Source organism: Paraburkholderia sp. MM5482-R2, assembly GCF_050436125.1.
Classification (GTDB): Bacteria; Pseudomonadota; Gammaproteobacteria; order Burkholderiales; family Burkholderiaceae; genus Paraburkholderia; species Paraburkholderia tuberum.
This window is the reverse complement of sequence record NZ_JBNDLP010000001.1, coordinates 414,332-433,583: the sequence shown is the minus strand read 5'-3', so window position 1 is coordinate 433,583 and position 19,252 is coordinate 414,332. Positions and strand designations below refer to the sequence as shown.

The following is a 19,252-nucleotide window of genomic DNA, read 5'->3' as shown; positions in this document are numbered from 1 at the left end:
CTGGTCTGCCGAACGGTGATCTTGTCATCATCGCCGATCGGTTCCACATGGCATCCTCCTCGACCGACCACATTCGGCTTCGCTCGTTACGCAGACTGAAATCTGGAGGTTCGAGTATCGATTCGGCCCTGACATGTGCGTTCGACGCTCTCATAAGGGCGAATTCCTGCCGTCCCGATGGCAGATCCGCGTGTGACTTCATAGGACCTCCGGCGCAAAGGCGCAAACGATTTGCCCGGCGCCATTACGTGCCGCCGCATCGCCAAGGCGCCCGATGCGGTTAGCGATGTCACGACGGACTGCAGGAGGAAAGCCTCAGCGTTCCAGTGTCCGCGCTCCTGCAAAAGCTCGCCTTACCGGTTCATTTAATACCGGATGACGCAACTAACCGTCATGTTCGCCTGGTCCGCCCCTCCAACGTCGAGACCGTTTCGCAATGACGGAGCCGCACACACCGACTGTTACCGCAGTGCCGCGACAGTCCACGCGCGCGGCCGCCGCCCGCAGCGTCAACGCGTTGATGACGGCGACCTACCGGGAGATTGGCCGGGTCGAAGCTCTGCTTGCGACCGCGCTTTGCTCTCTTGCGACCGCGCGGGTTTTCCGGAATGTTGGGAACCATGCCCCGGTTGAAAATGGCCTTGCGGTTGGCCCGGCAGTCGTAGACGCCGTCCAGACTGACGCGCGCGCCTTTCAGGTCCATGCCGATGGCGCGCGCCATCTGGCTCAGTCTGGGCAGCGCGTCACGCAGCAGGGGCGATTCGTTGCGGTTGCCCGCAGCGGCGACGAACGGCGCGATGACGTTGCAGCCACGATCGCAGAAGGCCACCACCTTGTCGCCTTTCAGATGTTTATGACCGCTGTAACCGAGATTGTCTCCGCCTTTTTTCGCCGCGGTCGTCGTGCCATCGCCGTGAATGACGCCAGATCGAGCAACTGATCCTTATGAAGCTTGCCGACCGAGCCCGCAAAGATGGCGTCCATGCAACCCGCCGCCTGCCAGCGCCGCATCGCGCGGTAGATGCGGGTGTGGTGAATTTCAGGACGACCCAGGCAATCCTTATCGATCGGCAGTGCCTTTCACTGGCATCCCATATAAAGCACCTGCAGAACGTAGTTGAATATCCTGTGCAAACTTAGCTGCGGCGGCGGCCCGCGCCGACCACGGATCAGGTGGGGCAAGACAAATTCTTCAAACTGCGCAAGGCTCAGTCTCACCGGAATCGCTTGCCAGCGGTGCTTTCCATCCATTCAGGGCATCCATAAATCTGGACTTTAACCGATCCGGCGCCCAATAGACGATCATCCAGTTCCTGCAAGGCTCGCACACAAATTCGATCACTAGAAAAAACGCGCAACCAGTTGATTGATCGACATTACCGTCGTGACGAATGACTTCGAGATCGTGCGCGAGCTGGCCGATGCGACGCACGTGAACGTGGTCCACACAGGCGGCCAGCTCGATCATGCGAATCTCTCGAGCGTGGGCGCTCTCGCGGCCGCCACGCTCTCCCATGTGGTGCTCGATGTCGCCTTCATTTCGGCAAGCTCGTGGGATCTACGCCGTGGCGTGACTTCGCCTTCGGCGCTCAAGGTCGATGTGAAGCGCGCGGCCATGAATGCGGCTTCGCGCACGGTGCTCGTGTCGGGCAGTTCGAAGTACGGGACGGTCGGGCTGTATAAGGTCGCGGCGCTCGATGCGTTCGATCTGATCGTGACCGACAACGGGCTCGCGCCGGGCGCCGCTGTTGCAATCCGGCTGGCTGGCGTCGAGCTGGCGCTCGCTCAGGACGGCTAGCGGGCGGGGCAACCAGCGCCGCGCCGGATCGATAGCGTGCCGACGCCCCGCACACAGAACTCAGGATTTCCATGGCCACGTGGGATAGATACGTCGGCTGGTCTCAACGCTATCCCGGCCTTCGCCGCTTTGCTGGTCGTTGAGAGCGGCTTCGCTGGCGAGAATGTCCTCTGTCGCCGATGGACGGTCTGCATCGGCCTCGTTCGATGAGGCGCGCGTGTCCTCGCCGGCTCCCGGCAACGGCACGCCGACACCGGACCACAAAACTTCGTCCTTTAGCCCGGCGACATACGCGCGCCATCCTTCCGCGTTGCCGGCGAACAGGTTGCTCTAAACCGTCGCGGCGAGACGCTTTCGATTCAACTCGCGCTCCAGCAGTTCTCGCGGCCATTCAACGAACGCACTGGTAGCACACCGCACAAACTCCAGCGGCGTCATCTGCGCCGATACGTGCTAGCAGCGGCAAGCGCCCGAGCACGTCATTCGTTGCGGCAAGTTCGCGCACCGTCTTGTGTAGCCTCATGCCAAGGGTGCGTCCGATACTTCGTCGCACGCGGCGTGTTGCACCGACTGGCTCGCAACGCGCTTCCATTGCATATACCGAGCAGCTGATCGACCGCGGCGCGCTCAGCTCGCATAAATTGTGCCCACGGCGAAACGCAGGCCAGCCACTCGTTGGCACCGGTCTCTAACCGGCCGCGGATTCGAATGCGCAAGTCCTGCGGGGTGGCAGCCCGACAGCACAGCCCGCTTTCCGTTTCGCTCGTCTCGACCTGCCGCCGGCGGGCTCATGAACTGCGTGACCGTCTCCGGCGGATGTTCGGGCAGCCAGCGCGCCATCTCGATCTCCCGAGGCAGAATCTGTTCGCAACCTCACGGGTTTCAACGTGACCTACGGAATTACCCGGATGCAAAAAGTATCAGTCATTCGTTTATTTTAAGTAGTGAAAAACCGCGGATGGGACTAACGTATGTAGCAGTCGTGGCGCAGTCGGTAGCATTAAAAGAGCAAAGCCGGTTCAGGAGACAGACAGATGCAAGCCGTTCAGGGTCTCAAAGCTTGCCAATGTGGAATTTGCAACTATTGCCTTGCAATGCGAAACGAGGCTCGTCGTCTGACCATCGCCAAACCGGATCTGGAATGGGTTGCAGTGCCGCGCGATGAATCGTTCAAAGTCTGGTCGCATGGGTATCCGTACCGCACCGTGCGCTGGCATTTCCATCCTGAATACGAAATTCACCTGATCACGTCGACAGCGGGCAAGTATTTCGTCGGCGATTTCATCGGCGACTTCGAGCCCGGCAATCTCGTGATGACCGAAACAAAGCTGCCGCACAATTGGGTCAGCAATGTGCCGCCGGGCGAACGGGTCGACGAGCGCTGCCTGATCCTACAATTCGATGCCGAATTCGTCGCGCGCGCCGTTGCCGTTTTTCCTGAGCTGAAACGGGTGGAGCCCTTGCTCGAGGCGTCATGCTGGGGCGTGCTGTTCGCACCGGAAACGGGCGCGGCTGCTGAACCCGTCATGCGCGAGATGCTCGGCGCGCAGGGTATCCGGCGCATCACGCTATTCGTCGCACCGCTCGATCTGCTCGTGCAAAGCAAGGGGGCGGTGAAACTCGCCAGCGCCGCCTACCGCGCGGATGCGGCGCACTACGCAGAGACGCGCATCAATAATGTGCTCTCGTACATCGGCAGGAATCTGTCGCAGGAACTGCGAGAAAGCGAACTGGCGCAACTCGCCGGGCAAAGCGCGAGCGCATTTTCTCGCTACTTCCGCCGGCACACCGGCGTGCCGTTCGTGCAGTACGTCAACCGGCTTCGCATCGATCTCGCGTGTCAACTGCTGATGTCGGGCGAACTGAGCATCACGGATATCTGCTATCAGGTCGGCTTCAACAATCTGTCGAATTTCAACCGACAATTCCTGCTGCCGAAAGGCATGTCACGGTCGCAATGGCGCGCCTGGCGGAAGCTCGGTACAGCGAGTGCGAACGAGCCTCGCGACGCGGTTCATGCGGTGGAAGCAGTCGGCTAGTACGGTCAAGAAGTTGGCAAAGCACGACGCGAATGCGCAGTATCACCGTGGAGATCTTGTCCTCTGATCCCGCGCAGTCGCGTTTCCGGATGGTGTTCATTTCGGAACCCACGGCGCTTGAGGCGAAACATCGATTCAACGGATTTCACCCGCACTTCAACAAGAAAGGCATGGCGCGCTGCCGAATCACGGAAGCTCCCGGACTGAAATTTTTCTAAAAACGGAGACAAGCGATGACCAGACATTCGAATCAATTGCTCTGCGCGGGCGCGCTGAGCCTCAGCCTGCTGAGCGGCACTACGGCATTTGCCGCGCCGAGCGCCACGGTTGCTTTTCTGATGCCCGACCAGGCGTCGACGCGTTACGAACAACATGACTTTCCTGGCTTCAAAGCCGAAATGGGCAAGCTCTGTCCGGACTGCAAGGTCCTTTATCAAAACGCCAACGCGGATGTGTCGACGCAGCAGCAGCAGTTCAATTCGGTGATTGCGCAAGGGGCAAAGGTGATCGTGCTCGATCCGGTGGACTCGACGGCGGCTGCCTCGCTGGTGCACATGGCACAGAGCCAGGGCATCAAGGTGATCGCCTATGACCGTCCCGTGCCGTCGACGCCCGCCGACTACTACGTGTCGTTCGACAACGAAGGCATCGGCAAGGCGATCGCCGAATCGCTCGTTCAGCACCTTAAAGAGACCAACGTGCCGACCAGCAAGGGCGGCGTGCTCGAAGTCAATGGTTCCCCAACCGACGCGGCAGCGGGCCTGATCAAGAAGGGCATCCACGCCGGCTTGCAGGGCAGCGGTTACAAGACGCTGGCCGAATACGACACGCCCGACTGGGCGCCGCCGAAAGCCCAGCAATGGGTCAGCGGGCAGATCACGCGCTTCGGGCCGCAGATCGTCGGTGTCGTGGCCGCGAACGACGGCACGGGCGGCGGCGCGATCGCAGCCTTCAAGGCAGCCGGCGTGAACCCGGTGCCGCCCGTGACGGGCAACGATGCGACGCTGGCGGGACTTCAGCTCATCATCGCGGGCGACCAGTACAACACGATCCTGAAGCCAAGCGAAATCGTGGCGGCCGCAGCGGCGAAGGTGGCCGTCGGCTTTCTCAACGGCCAGGCACCGAAAGCCGAGACGAAGCTCTTCAACACGCCGACCCAGCTCTTTAAGCCGGCGGTGATCACCGCGAAGAATCTGAAGGCCGAAGTCGTCGACAAGGGCTTTGCGAGCGGCAAGGATCTGTGCACGGGCCGCTACGCCGACGGCTGCAAGAAGCTGGGCATCGCGGACTGAAACGGCGCTGCGTCTGACGGGGTCCGGGTGCGGGTGGATCCCGCTACTCACGATGAGGTATCTGTCAAATGACTGACGACTCCACAACGCGGTCCACGCCCGGCGAGGTGGTGCTGAGCCTGCGCGGCGTCTCGAAGCACTTCGGAGCGGTTTCGGCGCTGACGGATATCGCGCTCGACGTGCGCGCGGGCGAAGTCGTTGCGCTGGTCGGCGATAACGGTGCGGGCAAATCGACGCTCGTGAAAGTGCTCGCGGGTGTCCATCAGCCGAGCACCGGCACGATCACGTTCGGCGGCCAGCAGGTGACGCTGTCCAATCCCGCCGCGGCGCTTGATCTCGGCATCGCGACGGTATTCCAGGATCTCGCGCTATGCGAAAACCTCGATGTCGTCGCGAACATCTATCTCGGGCGCGAACTGAGTCCGCTGCGTCTCGACGAAGTCGCGATGGAGGTGAAGGCCTGGACGTTGCTGAACGAATTGTCGGCCCGCATCCCGAGCGTGCGCGATGTGGTCGCGTCGCTGTCGGGCGGTCAGCGGCAGACCGTCGCGATCGCGCGCTCGCTGTTGCTGGACCCGAAGCTGATCATGCTCGATGAGCCAACGGCGGCGCTCGGCGTCGCGCAGACCGCCGAGGTGCTCAACCTGATCGAGCGCGTGCGCGACCGCGGCCACGCCGTGATCATGATCAGCCACAACATGGAAGACGTGCGCGCCGTGGCCGATCGAATCGTCGTGCTGCGGCTGGGCCGCAACAATGGCATTTTCTATCCCGATTCGTCGAATCAGGAACTGGTGGCCGCGATCACGGGTGCCACTGAGAACGCGGTCTCGCGTCGCGCGGACCGTCGCCAGGCTCAACCGCGCATCTGAACCGAGGAATCGTCATGGGAAACGATATGCGAGGCACTCCGCCGGCTGAATCGCGGGACACGCCGCAGCCATCGACACTGCTCGATCGCAGCGACGTCCGGGTCAAGCACGCGACCGGCGTCGGGGGCACGGTTTCCGCGTTTGTCGAACGGGTGAAGTCGGGCGATCTGGGATCGCTGCCGGTCATCGCGGGCCTGATCATCATCTGGACCGTCTTCACCAGCCTGAATCCCGTGTTTCTGTCGGCCAGCAATCTGGTGAACCTGCTGTTCGACTGCTCGACGGTCGGGGTGATCTCGCTCGGCATTGTGTGCGTGCTGATGGTGGGCCAGATCGACCTGTCGGTCGGTTCGATGAGCGGGTTCGCGTCGGCGCTTGTCGGGTTGCTCTGGGTCAACCATGGGTGGCCGGTGTTGCTCGCGATCATCGCGGCCATCGTTGTCGGCGCGGTAGTGGGTGCCGTGTATGCGTTGCTGCTGAACCGGCTCGGGATGCCGAGCTTTGTCGCGACGCTGGCTGGTCTGCTCGCGATACTCGGCATGCAGCTTTACGTGCTCGGTGCGGCTGGTTCGATCAATTTGCCTTACGGTTCGGCGATGGTGAACCTGGGGCAATTGATCGTCATCCCCGCGATCGTGTCGCATCTGCTCGCACTGGTGCCGGGCGTCGTCATGCTGGTGGTCGGACTGCGCACGCGCCAGCGCCGCCATGCGTCGAGGCTCTCTGCGCAGTCGATCGGCAGCCTGTTCGTCCGATGCATTGCGATCACCGTGTTGCTGGAGGTCGTGGTGACCTACCTGAATCAGGGGCGTGGCGTGCCGTTGATGTTCGGCATCTTTCTCGGCCTCGCGATTGCGATGGACTACGCGCTGACGAGAACGCGCTGGGGCCGCTCGATGAGCGCCGTCGGCGGTAATCACGAAGCTGCGCGGCGAGCCGGCATCAACGTCAACGCGATCTACACCAGCGCGTTCGTGCTGTGCGCAAGTCTCGCCGCGCTAGGCGGCGTACTGACGGCGGCGCGTCTCGCATCGGCGAGCCAGCAGGCCGGCACCGGCGACGTGAATCTGAACGCGATCGCCGCGGCCGTGATCGGCGGCACCAGTCTGTTCGGCGGACGAGGTAGTGCGTATTCGGCAGTGCTCGGCATCATTGTGATCCAGTCGATTGCCAGCGGTCTGACGCTGCTGAACCTGTCGTCGTCGCTGCGCTTCATGATCACCGGCGCGGTGCTAGCGATCGCGGTGATTGTCGATTCGCTCGCCCGGCAATCCCGCGTCTCGCACGGACGCGCGTGATTTCAGCGCTATCGCTGACGTTTTGCAGGGGACCGGAGCGCGCGCCAGGATGCTGACTGCGATAGACCGTAAAGAATTTGCATGGACAAGGGCAGCGCGCTAATGCGCTAACTCGCTCGGCACACGAGAGGAGCACATGACTGAATCGGTGAAAGGAAAGGTTGCCGCCATCACGGGCGCGGCATCGGGTATCGGCCTCGCGTGTGCGCGCGCGCTGATCGGGGCGGGCGCGAAGGTCGTGCTGGTGGACCGCGCGAAGGACCGGCTCGAACAACTCTGTGGTGAACTGGGTCCGAACGCGTTGCCGCTGGTCGTGGATCTGCTCAAGCCGTCGGAGGTGTCGGCGATGCTGCCCGAGATCGTCGACCTGGCTGGCGGCCTCGATATCTTTCACGCGAATGCCGGTGCGTATATCGGCGGCGAGATCGTCGACGGCAATCCGGACGAATGGGACCGGATGTTGAATCTGAACATCAATGCCGCGTTCCGGTCGGTGCATGCCGTGCTGCCGCACATGGTCGCGCAGAAATCCGGCGACATTCTTTTCACCAGTTCGATTGCCGGGATGGTGCCGGTCGTCTGGGAGCCGATCTACACGGCGTCGAAGTTCGCAGTGCAGGCCTTCGTTCACACGACGCGCCGCCAGGTCGCCAGACATGGCGTGCGTGTCGGCGCGGTGCTGCCGGGACCGGTGGTCACCGCGTTGCTCGACGACTGGCCGAAGGCGAAGATGGACGAGGCACTGGCGTCGGGCAGCCTGATGCAACCCGACGAGGTCGCCGAAGCCGTGCTCTTCATGCTGACGAGATCGCGCAACGTGACGATTCGCGATCTCGTGATCCTTCCAAATAGCGTCGATCTTTGAACGGGTAACAAACACGGACTGGATGCAGCCCGTTATAGAACGAACCGAAACGAATCCGATATGACAGGCAGCAAGCCATGACACCAGCAAATCCAGCCTCCGGCGCGAATCCCGGCCCGCGCTATGTGATCGGCGTGGACGTGGGCACCGGCAGCGCCCGGGCCGGGATTTTCGATCCCAAAGGGCGGATGAGGGCCTCGGCCAAGCGCGACATCAGCCTTTATCAGTCGAGCGGCTCGATCGTCGAGCAGTCGAGCGGCGAGATATGGAACGCCGTCTGCGATGCCGTGCAGCACGCGCTATCGGAGGCGGCGGTCTCGCCCGACCTGATCGCGGGCGTCGGCTTCGACGCGACCTGCTCGCTGGTCGTGCTGGGCGAGGGCGGGCAGCCGTTGCCGGTGGGTCCTACGGAGAAGGCCGATCGCGACATCATCGTCTGGATGGACCATCGCGCCGTGCAGCAGGCCGATCGCATCAACGCCACGAATCACGCGGTGCTGAAATTCGTCGGCGGCAAGATTTCCCCGGAGATGGAAACGCCGAAGCTGCTGTGGCTGCTCGAGCACCGCCAGCGTGTGTTCGAGGCAGCGTGGCAGTTCTTCGATCTGACCGACTTCCTCACCTGGCGCGCGACCGGCGATCTGTCCAGATCGACCTGCACGGTCACCTGCAAATGGACCTACCTCGCGCACGAGCACCGTTGGGATGAGACCTATTTTCGCACGGTAGGCCTCGGCGTGCTCGCGGACGAGGCGTTTGCCCGAATCGGACAAAGCGTCGTCGATGCGGGTACGCCGCTAGGAAACGGGCTGACCGAACGCGCCGCCGCAGAACTCGGACTGCACCCTGGCACGCCGGTGGCGGCGGGGGTGATTGATGCACATGCGGGTGGGATCGGCACGGTCGGCGCCGACGGCGAGCCGGAGTCCTGCCTCGCGTACGTCTTCGGCACCTCGTCGTGCACGATGACTACGACCCAATCGCCGGTGTTTGTTCCCGGCGTCTGGGGACCGTATTTTTCAGCGATGGTGCCGGAGGTCTGGCTGAACGAAGGCGGCCAATCGGTGGCCGGCGCGGCGATCGACCGGCTCGTCTCAATGCATCCTGCGGCCCCGGACGCCAAAACTCGCGCAGAACACGCGGGCCAATCCGTGCCAGTCATGCTGGCGGGTCTCGCGGTGCAGGCGTCGCATGATCTGTCGGACGCGGTGTTGCTGGCCAGGGGCTTGCATGTCGTCCCGGAATTTTTGGGCAATCGCGCGCCGCTGGCCGATCCACACGCAAGAGCGGTGATCGCAGGGCTCGGTATGGAAGTCGACCTGCAGAGCCTGGTCGCGCTCTATGTCGCGGGTATTTGCAGCATCGGATACGGGCTTCGCCAGATCATCGAAACTCAGGCGGCGGCCGGTGCGCCGATCGAGCGCGTAATAGTCAGCGGCGGCGCAGGGCGACTTGATCTTGTCCGGCAATCGCTCGCGGACGCAACGGGTAAGACCATGCTCGCGACGGAGGCAGAAGAACCGGTGCTGCTGGGCGCCGCGATGCTGGGCAGTGTGGCCGGTAACCTCTTCGACGATGTGCGCTCAGCGATGGTCGGCATGTCGCGGATTAGCAAGACTTACGTGCCGGCTGGCGGCGACATCGCGGCGCTGCACGACGCGCGGTTTCGCGCGTTCATGAAGTTGCAGAGCGTGGCCAGAGAAATCCGGTGATCATGCGGCGAAGATGGCGCGTTGATCGGCATTGCCGGTGCGTCGTGCGAAGCGCTGTTGGTCACCCGACCGGCCGACCATTGTCAGCTGACGACCCCACCAGCCGCTGATAGCTTGAGGGGCCAACGACCGCTGTGGCCGATCAGCGAGCATTGGACGACATCGCGGCTACGGGAATTGATCGGCCATTGCAGACGCTCAGCTACCGACCCTCAGCGGGCGGCTGCACGGTACTAACCGGCCGTTCGCCCGAGCCGGCTCCGGAGCGACGACTCTCACATCGGCGAACGCGTACTTATGACCCACAGCCGCCCTTCGACCCCACCTGAACTCAACGGCCGCTCGCAAGGTGCTACGGCCACTTAAATAACACGTGGGGTCGGTCGTCAGATCGTTGGCTGGAGCGGACGTTCGGCGCCGTGCCTGCGCGAGCAGTGGCAACGCCTATACTCAAAGTCATGCCACCCTTCGATCGGCTCCGGAGCACCGACGCTGCACGATGACGGCCGGCCCAAGCGCACGGGGGTGGCAACATAGGCGCCAGGGTGGTAAACCGCAATCGCGCCAGCCTCGTTTTAGAGTTTCGGACACGCTTTCACAAAGGAGTGTCACCATGATGCAAGCCAGCGAAATCCAGAAGCGTTTCACGCATCTACAGCAATCCATCGAACAGGCTTCGCAAACCTGTCATGCCGACTCCACCCTCCCCAAGGACCTCATCGAGTGCGTTGATGAGCTAGATCAACAATCCGCGTCGGCAAAGAAAGTGATGGCTTCGAACGATCAGGATCGCATGCGCCAATGGGTGGACGATCTTGAGCGGATCGGCGACAGCGCGGAAAAAGCGTGCAAACGCGCTGCGAATGTCAATGCCAGGATCAGGAAAGCAGTCAGTTCGGTTCACGCCGAACTGAGCGATCTAAAGAAACAGCTACATTAATCTCATTCACGTCATGTGAGCGGTCGCCGCGTGCGTGAGCGACCTGCGGCGGGGACATTCACGCTGATCGGCCCCGCCGCCAATATTTCACGCAGTTCTTCCCCGCGTCGAACACGATGCCGATCGCGACGTTTGGCTGGTGCGAGCAGGAATGCCTTACTTGCGTATAGGCTTTCGAAGCCTGATGCCCTCCGGTGGCGCCACAAGGAATGAACGTCCGGTGCTCCAATGGCCGTGCCGCAGTCTCAGCTTCCACACTACCGCCGTCGACGGGCGCTGAACGACCCGCATCAGCCGGTCATGGGGTTGCGATACTGCGATACCATCGGCCGCTTCCTGGGGCTTCGGACATCCGCCGCGCTTCACGAACAAGGTATCGTCGGCAACGCGCGAACACCGTTCTAGCGATGCGGGGCTATGCCAGCCAACGGTCGCGGAGCTTGCGCAAAATCCGTGCCGCGTCGAGCGTGCATCGTCCCGAGGCGATACGTGTCACAAATAATCAATGCGGTGGAATAATGCCGCGCCGTGGGCGTTTGTAGATTAGGCGTCGCGTGCAAGACCGCGAAGCCGCGAAACGGAATCGTCGGCCGCGCACAGCGGTTGCGTCCGCGTTTTGCAGGGGGTTTGTCTGTCCTTTTTGTAAACGTTCACCGGCGTCGCGGCACTTGCCGCCAGCGATCCGCGACTCGCCGGCTCAACGCGCGGCCCCGCGACAAGTCAGTCGCGTTTGCCGTGCAGGAGAGTTCTACATGAAAGTATCAAGACTGCTATCGGCCGTATGCGTGATCATCGCGCTAGGAGTCGCATCGTTGTCGTTGGCCGCGTGCCAGTCCACGGGCGACACGAGCTCGTCGGGCAGCAGCAGCGGCACCAGCAGCAGCGGCAGCGGCTATTGATGCGCGCTCGCGCGGCCGTCAGCGCCGCGTGAACTTCGAAGCGGAAGTGATATCGCGGCTCCCGCAGCCGCGGCGCTATGCGCGTGCGCTGACGGGCGACTCAGTCTGGGCTGACCATCTGGTTCACGATACGGCCGAGCGGGCGCTCGCGCGCTGGAAAGGCTTTTGGCCCGACTGCAATCTGCGTGCGTGGCTGCTGACGATCCCTGCGACACATTGTCTGTCAGGCTCGTGAGGAAAATGCCGACATCTTCTTCTGGGACGAATCTGGCTTTCGGGCCGCTTCTTGAGTAGAGCAGCCGGTTGAATGACCATCTAAGCGCAAGGGCGAACGACCGTAGGTGGCCGAAGACACCCCGAACCGCACTGGACCTTCAGACGCCTCGCACAGGCAAGCGCGATGTGTACTGGCGACAGAACACAGACGCTCTCCTGCAGCGTCAGTCATAGGTGAAGGCCCGCTGATCTCCACGTGCCCGATCGTCGCCGCCTTTCGTCACACGCCTTCGACGAGAACGGCGCGATAGCGCGCGCCCTTGAACCGGTGCTGCGCGATCTCCTGATACGCCGGGCTGTCGTACCACGCGCGCGCCGCCGTCGACGGAAACTCCACGATCACGACGCCCTCTGGCGCGTCGCCCTCAAGGATCTGCTGAGGTCCGTAGGCAGCGAGAATCTTGACGGGATGACCTCTAAAGGTCTCGCCCACCTTGCTTTGATAGGTGTCGAGCTCACCCTGATCCTGCGTGCTTTCCTTTGTGAAGACGATATAAGTCGCCATGGCGTACGCTCCTGCGGTGGTGTGAAGGTGCACTTGATGATGCCATGGAACCGCATCTGGACATCGATACGCAGCATCGGCACAAATGTCGACTCGTCGCGTCGGCGAGAGAACCCCCTGATGCTCGCAAACAACCATTCGCGAGGCGATCAAGAGAGGGAAGCCAATCTCCCTCCGCGCGTCGGACGCATATCGACCCACAAGCGCCATTAAGCTTGAGCCAATGGATGGCGGCTTTCGGCACAACATGGGACCTGGCAGTCGACGCCGGGTTTGTCGATCGAGCCTATCCGCGCATGCCTCCGGTCGCAATCACGACGTTAGCCTGGATGCTCCAGACAGGCGACTGGTGACGCCTGAGGCGCTGCAGCAACTGCCCATGAAATGTGGAAGCGCCTCGACAGGGACGTACACTTTATGCGGGAAGGATGTTGCACTTCAGATTTCGGGTGCCTACTGTTGTCAGGCGAGCTGAGTTGTCGTTTACCCTCGTGAACGACCGTGCGACAAGGTGGCGGACCGTGCGTCTGAAAATCTTCAAGCGCCTTTAATGACGGGGCGCACGCCTACATGCGTGCAGGTGGCCGCCCACCGTTCGAATGCAATCGTAAGAAAAAAGTTAATTCCCACATATTGATCGCGCGGATGGGGACACATTAAGATGACCTCCCGGGCGCGCAGTCGGCATCCGGTTAGCGTGAATCTTGCGTAAAGTCACATTTCGCGAGACGCGGTCACGGTCGTCACGCGAGATCGGTTGAGCTTTCCAGCAAATTGACACCTATCAACAGGAGACAAAGATGCTTAGTCCTCGTGAGTTCGCAACCTTGATGCTGGTCAAGGACGCTCCCGGTCAACTCGGGCTGGATCGTTCAGATCTGGATATTTTGCTCGAACACCAACTCGTCGCATTGGAAACCCTCCCATCCGGCCAGCAACGCCCCCATATAACCAGCGACGGCGTTTCCGTACTCAAGGCTGTCACGCGGTTCGGCTGATGACATTCGTCAGCGGATCATTGTCCGCCCCATAAAACGCAGCACTCGCGTCCGCCGGGCAAGCAATGCAGTTCCTTATCATTGGGGTAAGTGAATCAAGAACGCAATTAGGACTACTATTAATCATCCTGGCGCGTGCGATGCGCAGTTCGCATTGCACACGTGCTTTCCCGCCAGTCCATCCACACGACCGCAGCGCGCCCCCATTGCCATCCGGTTGAACGGAAAGGTGCCGGGTCGACTTCCCTGGAGTTTCGCAATGAATCTATTGACCCCGGAACAATTTGCAACAGCACAGAAGGCTAACCTCGACGCCGCTTACGGCCTGGCCAGCAATGTTGTGGCGGGGATGGAAAGGCTGGCCGAACTGAATCTGAAAACGATCCGGTCGACGGTGGCGGAAACTCAGGAGAACGCGCTGAAAGCGTGCTCCACTAAGGAACCGCAAGAGTGGCTCGCGCTGCAAACCACTTTCGCTGCACCGACGGCAGAAAAAGTGCAGTCGTACGGCCGTCAGCTGTTCGAGATCGTGTCGGCCACCCAGTCCGAATTCACACAGCTCGCGCAGACGCAATACGAAGCGTACAACCGCCGGACGCAAACGCTCGTCGAAGAGGTCGCCAAAAGCGCGCCTGCGGGTTCCGAAGCCGCCATTGCAGCGTGGAAGTCGGCGATCACCGCCACCAGTACGCTGGTCGAGACCCTGCAGAAAACCAGTCAGCAAGCGGTGCAGGTCGCCGAAAGCAACCTTGACGCCGTCGCGACGGCTGCATCGAAGACTGCCCGGCGCACTGCCGAGCGGTAATTGTCCAGGCGGCCCGGACGCCTGCATCGGCCAGTTGCGTCACACAAGGGAACCCTGTTGATGTTGGCGCATCTGGATGGTCATCGGGCGAGCATCGCTGTTCTGTATGAGCGAGGATCGCCCTCCCTTTACCGGAGACAAGTGAGATGATGAAACAGGTTGCCTTGGTCACGGGCGGAATGGGCGGACTCGGTGAAGCGATCAGCATCAAACTGCACGACGCTGGCTATACCGTCGTGGTCACCTGCTCGCCGCGGAATACCGGCGCGGACCGGTGGCTGGCCCGGATGGAAGCCGACGGGCGGCGATTCGGGGCGTATGGGGTCGACGTCGCCGACTACGACTCGTGCCAGCGATGCGCGGAGCAGATCCACGCCGAGGTCGGTCCGGTCGACATCCTGATCAATAACGCCGGCATCACACGGGATGCGGGCTTTAAAAAGCTGGACAAGATCAATTGGGATGCAGTGATCCGCACCAACCTCGACTCGGTGTTCAACATGACGAAGCCGTGGTGCGACAGCATGGTTGAACGGGGCTGGGGCCGCATCATCAACGTGTCGTCGATCATTGGCTGCAAGGGCGGTTTCGGTCAGACGAACTATGCGGCCGCCAAAGCCGGCATGCATGGCTTCACGAAGTCACTGGCGCTCGAAGTGGCGAAGAAAGGTGTCACCGTCAACACGATCTCGCCCGGCTATATCGCCACGAAGATGGTCACGGCGGTGCCCCAGGACATTCTGGACAGCAAGATCATTCCGCAGATTCCGGTCGGCCGCCTCGGGCAGCCCGAGGAAGTGGCCGCGCTTGTTCTGTACCTGTGCTCGCGTGAGGCGGCTTTCGTGACCGGAGCCAACATCGCGATCAATGGCGGCCAGCACCTGCAGTGAAACAACCAGGCTTGCAGCCGGTTCGCTGCACAACAGGGATGGCGATGGAAGCCTGCGGCCCGGATGGACGGGTTCCGGTGGATCGCCTGAGTCGGTAACGGCAACCGCGCAGGAGAGCGAAATGAGCGACTCGTGGGTAGGCATTGTGATGGGCTCGATTGTGCTGATGATCGCATCAGTGCTCGTGGCCGGGCACTATCGGCGCGAGCACCGTCGACGACAGCTCCTTCGGAACCTGGACCACCACGACTGGTGCCGCTGGACCCGGACCCGACATTGACAATGTGGCGAGCGATGAACAACTGGTTGCCGGTTTTCGACGGCCGTGGAATTTGTCTGCAAGCCGCGCCAGGACTGGATTTCAGGTCAGAGTAGCCAGATCGGCTAAAGTCCAGATTTCTGGACGCAGCGAATGACCCGAAGCCCATACTGGCAAGAGATTCCAACAAGATTGCGCCTGGAGCAGTTCGAGCAATTTGTCTGGCCGCATCTGAGCCTGGGCCGTCGCGGACCTCCCCCCACGCTGGCCTTGCACAAGATCTTCAACTACATCCTGCAGGCACTGTACATGGGTTGCCAATGGAAGATGCTGCCGATCGACAGGAATGCAGAAGGTCACCCTGAAATTCACTATACGCGCATCTACCGCACGTTTCGTCGCTGGCAGGCCGATGGTTGCATCGATGCCATCTTTTCGGGCTCGGTGCAGCAACTTCATCAGGACCAGCTGCTTGACCTTTCGGTCATCCACGGCGACGGCACCACGACGGCGGCGAAGAAAGGCGGCGACAATCTCGGGTATAGCGGGCACAAGCATCTGAAGGGCGACAAGGTGGTGGCCTTGTGCGATCGCAACTGCAACGTCATTGCTCCATTCATCAGCGCTCCCGGCAACCGCAACGAATCACCGCTGTTGCGCGACGCGCTGCCCAGCCTTACCGCCATGGCCCGCGCCATTGGCGCGGACCTGCACGGTTCAATCGTCAGCCTGGATGGCATTTACGACTGCAGGGCCAACCGCAAGGCGATCTTCAATCGTGGCATGACCCCGAACATCCCCGAGAATCCGCGCGGACGCAAAATACCGAAGCGGGGCCGCAAGCAGCGCTACGATCCGGCCATCTTCGAGGAGCGCTTCAGGACCATTGAACGGGTCTTCGCCTGGGAGGACAAGTTCCGCCGTCTGCTGCTGCGCTTTGAACGCATCAGTGACGTTCACTACGCGTTCAAGACGCTTGCCTATACGATGATTAACCTGCGCCACTACTGCTGAACCAGCGCGGGGCTCGCACTTCACTGACTGCGGCACGCGCCGTGATTGCTCACGCCTGTTGCATTCGCATTCCTGATCATAATGCAAACTCCGATATCGAGATACCAGTCGCTTTTCACAACGATGTTCCTGGCTTCGCACGATTACCAACGGTCATCGTAGTTCTTCCGTTCGCAATGGACGGAAACGCGCAACCAGTTGACCGAGTAGCGATTGCGGCCAATCACCACCAGGCAGGTCGACGAGACTCGTGCCGCACGCTCAACATAACCGTCAAACGGTGTCGGCATCGGCATCAGATGGGCGCGCTCCTGCTCGAACACGTCGGCGACGCTCAGGTCACGATAGTCTGGATGCTTCACCTGATCCCACAACGACCGGCACCGGGTCGCCAGCCATGCATTCAGATCAGCGAAACTGCCGAAGCGTTGCGCACGCGCCTCAATCCAGATGCGCAGACGGCTGTCCTGCACGTTCTTCTCGACGACGCCTTTCTCCCAGCCACTGGCGACGTTGCAGAAGTCCGGATCGAACAGGTAGTGCGAACACATCACTGCGAAACGCGGATTGACCGTGCGACCCTTGCCTTTGTGAACCTTGTCTACGGCCGTTTTCATATTGTCGTAGATGCCCCGGCGGGCCACCCCGCCGAAGGCCGCGAACGAGCGCGTATGGGCATCGAACAGCATCTCGTGCCCCTGGCTCGGATAGGCAACCAGCCAGAACGCCCGCGACGCACATAGCTTCATGTGCGACACCTGCAGCTTGCGGTAAATGCCGCCGACAACCAGTCCTTCCTCGGACCAGTCAAACTGGAATGCCTCGCCCAGCTCGAATCGCAACGGCACAAACGCCGATTTCGAAACCGCCTTGCCTTCGCCTTGCCGCCAGGCCCGGATGAAATCGGTCACCCGCGAGTAACAGCCGTCGTAGCCGCCCGCCTTGATCTCCTGGAACAGCATCCAGGCGGTGCGCCGCTCCTTCTTCAGTCGCCGCGCGTCGACACTGAGCGCCTGCACCAGCACCTCATGAAACGGCGTCAACCGGGTCGGCTGGGAGCGCCGCTGATACTTCGGCTCCTCCTGAACATCCATGTTCAGATATTTACTAATCGTGTAGCGCGACAGGCTTGTGAGACGTGCTATCTCGCGTACCGACTTGTTCTGGCGGTGGAACATCCGCCGCACCTTGCCAATCATCGTCATCGGGATCATCCCCAAACACCCTGCCAGAAAAACTAGCAGGATAGGTTGATTGCCCGGCTCAATTTTCAGTCGGCGCGATCCCTACATGTGGCTGAATTTTCGGTCGGCGTAAACAATGCTGGTGCTTTCCACCTATGTCGGACATACCCAGGTCACCGATACGTTCTGGTACATAACGGCAATACGTGAGCTGATGACCATCGCAGGCGATCGCTTCGAGCACTTCGTTCAAGGAGGCAATCATGCTTGACCTGAACTCATCACCGACGTTTGCGCAATTGCTGCAGCAGTTCTTTATGGAGCGCCTGATACAGCAGCGTAACGCCAGCCCGCGAACGGTGGCCGCTTACCGCGACACTATGAGGCTGCTTCTCGAATTCACCGAACAGCGATTGCATCGGAAACCTGAACGCCTGGAACTCAGCGATATTGATGCACCACTGGTTCTCGACTTCCTCAACCATCTCGAAGTGGTTCGCCAAAACAGCATCCGCAGCCGCAACCTCCGGCTTGCCGCCATTCGCTCGTTTCTGCACTATGCTGCGTCCCGAGTACCAGAATCGCTCGGCACGATTCAACAGGTGCTCGCGATCCCGATGAAGCGTTACGAGCGCCCGCTGGTCCGCTTCCTCTCCCGAGAAGAAATATGCGCCTTGCTCGATGCACCCAACCCCAACACATGGTGCGGCCAGCGCGATCGCGTGATGTTGGCGACTCTCTATAACACCGGCGCTCGGGTATCCGAACTTATCGGCATACGCGTTGGCGACGTCGATCTGGATCGAAGCCCTTCTGTACGTCTTCACGGTAAGGGCCGCAAAGAACGTGTGGTCCCGCTCTGGCGCAGCACCGCAAGCCGGATCCGGCTCTGGCTTCGGCAAATTGGCGCTTCACCCGGACAGTGGCTCTTTCCAAATCGTTCAGGCGGACCGATGACGCGAACCGGAATAACCGATCGCCTTAACCTCGCCTACCAGGCTGTGGAAACTGATTGCGCGGGACTCAAGGGCCAACGCATCTCACCGCACCTGGTCCGGCACGCGACTGCCATGCACCTGCTTCAGGCTGGCGTTGACCTCACGGTCATTGCGCTGTGGCTGGGTCACGAGAACCCAGCGACCACGCACATGTACATAGAGGCAGACCTGGCAATGAAGGAAAGAGCCCTCAGTACGCTTCAATTGCCCCACAGCAGGCAACGGCGCTACCGGCCCACCGACCGCGTGCTGCAGTTTCTCGAGGGCTTGTGATTATGCTCGGCCGCGTGAAGTGATCGGATCGGTTGGCCCAGCAATGCTCAGGAATTCAAAAGCTCGCGCGGCACGGTCCCGTACTTCGATTCATATCGGCACCCACGCCGCGCGCTCCGTTGTCCTCAACTACAAACCGTGCATAATTCCGGGGCGTCCATAAAAGGTCGACTCGACCACGACGCCAGCAAGCCCGTCTTTCCACGGCGCAAGGAAATCCAGGATCTTCGTCAGGTCGTTGGGCAGGCGCCTTTGAGCCACGATCCGGTCCGTTTCATCGATCACGGTAACCATGCTGTTGTTCGAATGCAGGTCAATGCCACTATAGTTCATGG

20 protein-coding genes and 3 pseudogenes are annotated in these 19,252 nt (G+C 61.2%); 17 read left to right on the top strand and 6 right to left on the bottom strand.

Annotated features, from left to right (window positions below; all coding sequences use genetic code 11):
* Positions 1-391 precede the first annotated feature (391 nt).
* The 3 genes from OKW37_RS02010 to OKW37_RS02000 all read right to left on the bottom strand — a co-directional run bounded on the left by OKW37_RS02010 (position 392) and on the right by OKW37_RS02000 (position 1,251).
* Positions 392-829, bottom strand: a complete 438-nt coding sequence (locus tag OKW37_RS02010; RefSeq protein ID WP_429401687.1) for a hypothetical protein — start codon at positions 827-829, stop codon at positions 392-394.
* 14 nt (positions 830-843) lie between these two features.
* Positions 844-984, bottom strand: coding sequence for a hypothetical protein (locus tag OKW37_RS02005; protein WP_429401685.1), 141 nt, complete (start codon positions 982-984; stop codon positions 844-846).
* Positions 985-1,080: 96 nt separating this feature from the next.
* Positions 1,081-1,251: a hypothetical protein gene (locus OKW37_RS02000; protein ID WP_167368857.1), complete on the bottom strand. Its 171-nt coding sequence runs from the start codon at positions 1,249-1,251 to the stop codon at positions 1,081-1,083.
* Between the two features lie 115 nt (positions 1,252-1,366).
* Between OKW37_RS02000 and OKW37_RS01995 the strand changes: the two genes are divergently transcribed.
* From OKW37_RS01995 to OKW37_RS01945, 11 genes and pseudogenes are all read left to right on the top strand, one after another.
* On the top strand, positions 1,367-1,798 hold the full coding sequence (locus tag OKW37_RS01995; protein ID WP_429401683.1) for a DeoR/GlpR family DNA-binding transcription regulator: 432 nt from the start codon (positions 1,367-1,369) through the stop codon (positions 1,796-1,798).
* Between the two features lie 1,094 nt (positions 1,799-2,892).
* Entirely contained in the window at positions 2,893-3,837 is a 945-nt protein-coding gene (locus OKW37_RS01990) for an AraC family transcriptional regulator (RefSeq protein ID WP_429401681.1), read from the top strand.
* A 32-nt stretch (positions 3,838-3,869) separates the two neighbouring features.
* Positions 3,870-4,055 (top strand): hypothetical protein, encoded by a 186-nt coding sequence (locus tag OKW37_RS01985; protein WP_090812432.1) that lies wholly within the window; start codon positions 3,870-3,872, stop codon positions 4,053-4,055.
* Between the two features lie 15 nt (positions 4,056-4,070).
* The gene (locus OKW37_RS01980) at positions 4,071-5,129 is read left to right on the top strand and encodes an ABC transporter substrate-binding protein (RefSeq protein ID WP_090812431.1); all 1,059 of its coding nucleotides are present in this window, start codon (positions 4,071-4,073) and stop codon (positions 5,127-5,129) included.
* A gap of 68 nt (positions 5,130-5,197) precedes the next feature.
* The gene (locus tag OKW37_RS01975; protein ID WP_429401678.1) at positions 5,198-6,001 is read left to right on the top strand and encodes an ATP-binding cassette domain-containing protein; all 804 of its coding nucleotides are present in this window, start codon (positions 5,198-5,200) and stop codon (positions 5,999-6,001) included.
* Between the two features lie 14 nt (positions 6,002-6,015).
* Positions 6,016-7,299 carry a sugar ABC transporter permease gene (locus tag OKW37_RS01970; RefSeq protein ID WP_429401676.1) on the top strand — a complete coding sequence of 428 codons (1,284 nt, stop codon included), beginning with the start codon at positions 6,016-6,018 and terminating at the stop codon, positions 7,297-7,299.
* Positions 7,300-7,435: 136 nt separating this feature from the next.
* Positions 7,436-8,164: an SDR family oxidoreductase gene (locus OKW37_RS01965; protein WP_090812429.1), complete on the top strand. Its 729-nt coding sequence runs from the start codon at positions 7,436-7,438 to the stop codon at positions 8,162-8,164.
* A 77-nt stretch (positions 8,165-8,241) separates the two neighbouring features.
* A complete protein-coding gene (locus OKW37_RS01960; protein WP_184052628.1) occupies positions 8,242-9,876 on the top strand; it encodes an FGGY-family carbohydrate kinase in 1,635 nt (544 codons plus the stop codon).
* A gap of 613 nt (positions 9,877-10,489) precedes the next feature.
* The gene (locus OKW37_RS01955; protein WP_090812427.1) at positions 10,490-10,816 is read left to right on the top strand and encodes a hypothetical protein; all 327 of its coding nucleotides are present in this window, start codon (positions 10,490-10,492) and stop codon (positions 10,814-10,816) included.
* Between the two features lie 752 nt (positions 10,817-11,568).
* On the top strand, positions 11,569-11,715 hold the full coding sequence (locus OKW37_RS01950) for a hypothetical protein (protein ID WP_429401673.1): 147 nt from the start codon (positions 11,569-11,571) through the stop codon (positions 11,713-11,715).
* Positions 11,716-11,743: 28 nt separating this feature from the next.
* Positions 11,744-11,920: pseudogene (locus OKW37_RS01945) on the top strand (sigma factor); the annotation flags it as partial.
* Positions 11,921-12,211: 291 nt separating this feature from the next.
* On the opposite strand, the gene OKW37_RS01940 reads toward OKW37_RS01945, so the two are convergent.
* On the bottom strand, positions 12,212-12,496 hold the full coding sequence (locus OKW37_RS01940) for a DUF1330 domain-containing protein (protein ID WP_429401671.1): 285 nt from the start codon (positions 12,494-12,496) through the stop codon (positions 12,212-12,214).
* An 800-nt stretch (positions 12,497-13,296) separates the two neighbouring features.
* On the opposite strand from OKW37_RS01940, the gene OKW37_RS01935 reads away from it, so the two are divergent.
* The 4 genes from OKW37_RS01935 (at position 13,297) to OKW37_RS01920 (ending at position 16,462) form a co-directional block, all read left to right on the top strand.
* Positions 13,297-13,494 carry a hypothetical protein gene (locus tag OKW37_RS01935; protein ID WP_090812426.1) on the top strand — a complete coding sequence of 66 codons (198 nt, stop codon included), beginning with the start codon at positions 13,297-13,299 and terminating at the stop codon, positions 13,492-13,494.
* A 259-nt stretch (positions 13,495-13,753) separates the two neighbouring features.
* Positions 13,754-14,299, top strand: a complete 546-nt coding sequence (locus OKW37_RS01930) for a phasin family protein (protein ID WP_429401669.1) — start codon at positions 13,754-13,756, stop codon at positions 14,297-14,299.
* A gap of 146 nt (positions 14,300-14,445) precedes the next feature.
* Entirely contained in the window at positions 14,446-15,189 is a 744-nt protein-coding gene (phbB, locus tag OKW37_RS01925) for an acetoacetyl-CoA reductase (RefSeq protein WP_429401667.1), read from the top strand.
* Positions 15,190-15,601: 412 nt separating this feature from the next.
* A complete protein-coding gene (locus tag OKW37_RS01920; RefSeq protein ID WP_090812218.1) occupies positions 15,602-16,462 on the top strand; it encodes an IS5 family transposase in 861 nt (286 codons plus the stop codon).
* A gap of 200 nt (positions 16,463-16,662) precedes the next feature.
* On the opposite strand, the pseudogene istA reads toward OKW37_RS01920, so the two are convergent.
* A pseudogene (istA, locus tag OKW37_RS01915) lies at positions 16,663-17,667 on the bottom strand (IS21 family transposase); the annotation flags it as partial.
* Positions 17,668-17,782: 115 nt separating this feature from the next.
* On the opposite strand from istA, the gene OKW37_RS01910 reads away from it, so the two are divergent.
* Positions 17,783-17,917 carry a hypothetical protein gene (locus OKW37_RS01910; RefSeq protein WP_429401665.1) on the top strand — a complete coding sequence of 45 codons (135 nt, stop codon included), beginning with the start codon at positions 17,783-17,785 and terminating at the stop codon, positions 17,915-17,917.
* A complete protein-coding gene (locus OKW37_RS01905) occupies positions 17,910-18,917 on the top strand; it encodes a tyrosine-type recombinase/integrase (protein ID WP_429401663.1) in 1,008 nt (335 codons plus the stop codon). The genes OKW37_RS01910 and OKW37_RS01905 overlap by 8 nt, the downstream gene beginning before the upstream one ends.
* A gap of 162 nt (positions 18,918-19,079) precedes the next feature.
* Here OKW37_RS01905 and OKW37_RS01900 read toward each other — a convergent pair.
* Positions 19,080-19,250: pseudogene (locus tag OKW37_RS01900) on the bottom strand (IS110 family transposase); the annotation flags it as partial.
* Positions 19,251-19,252: the final 2 nt, after the last annotated feature.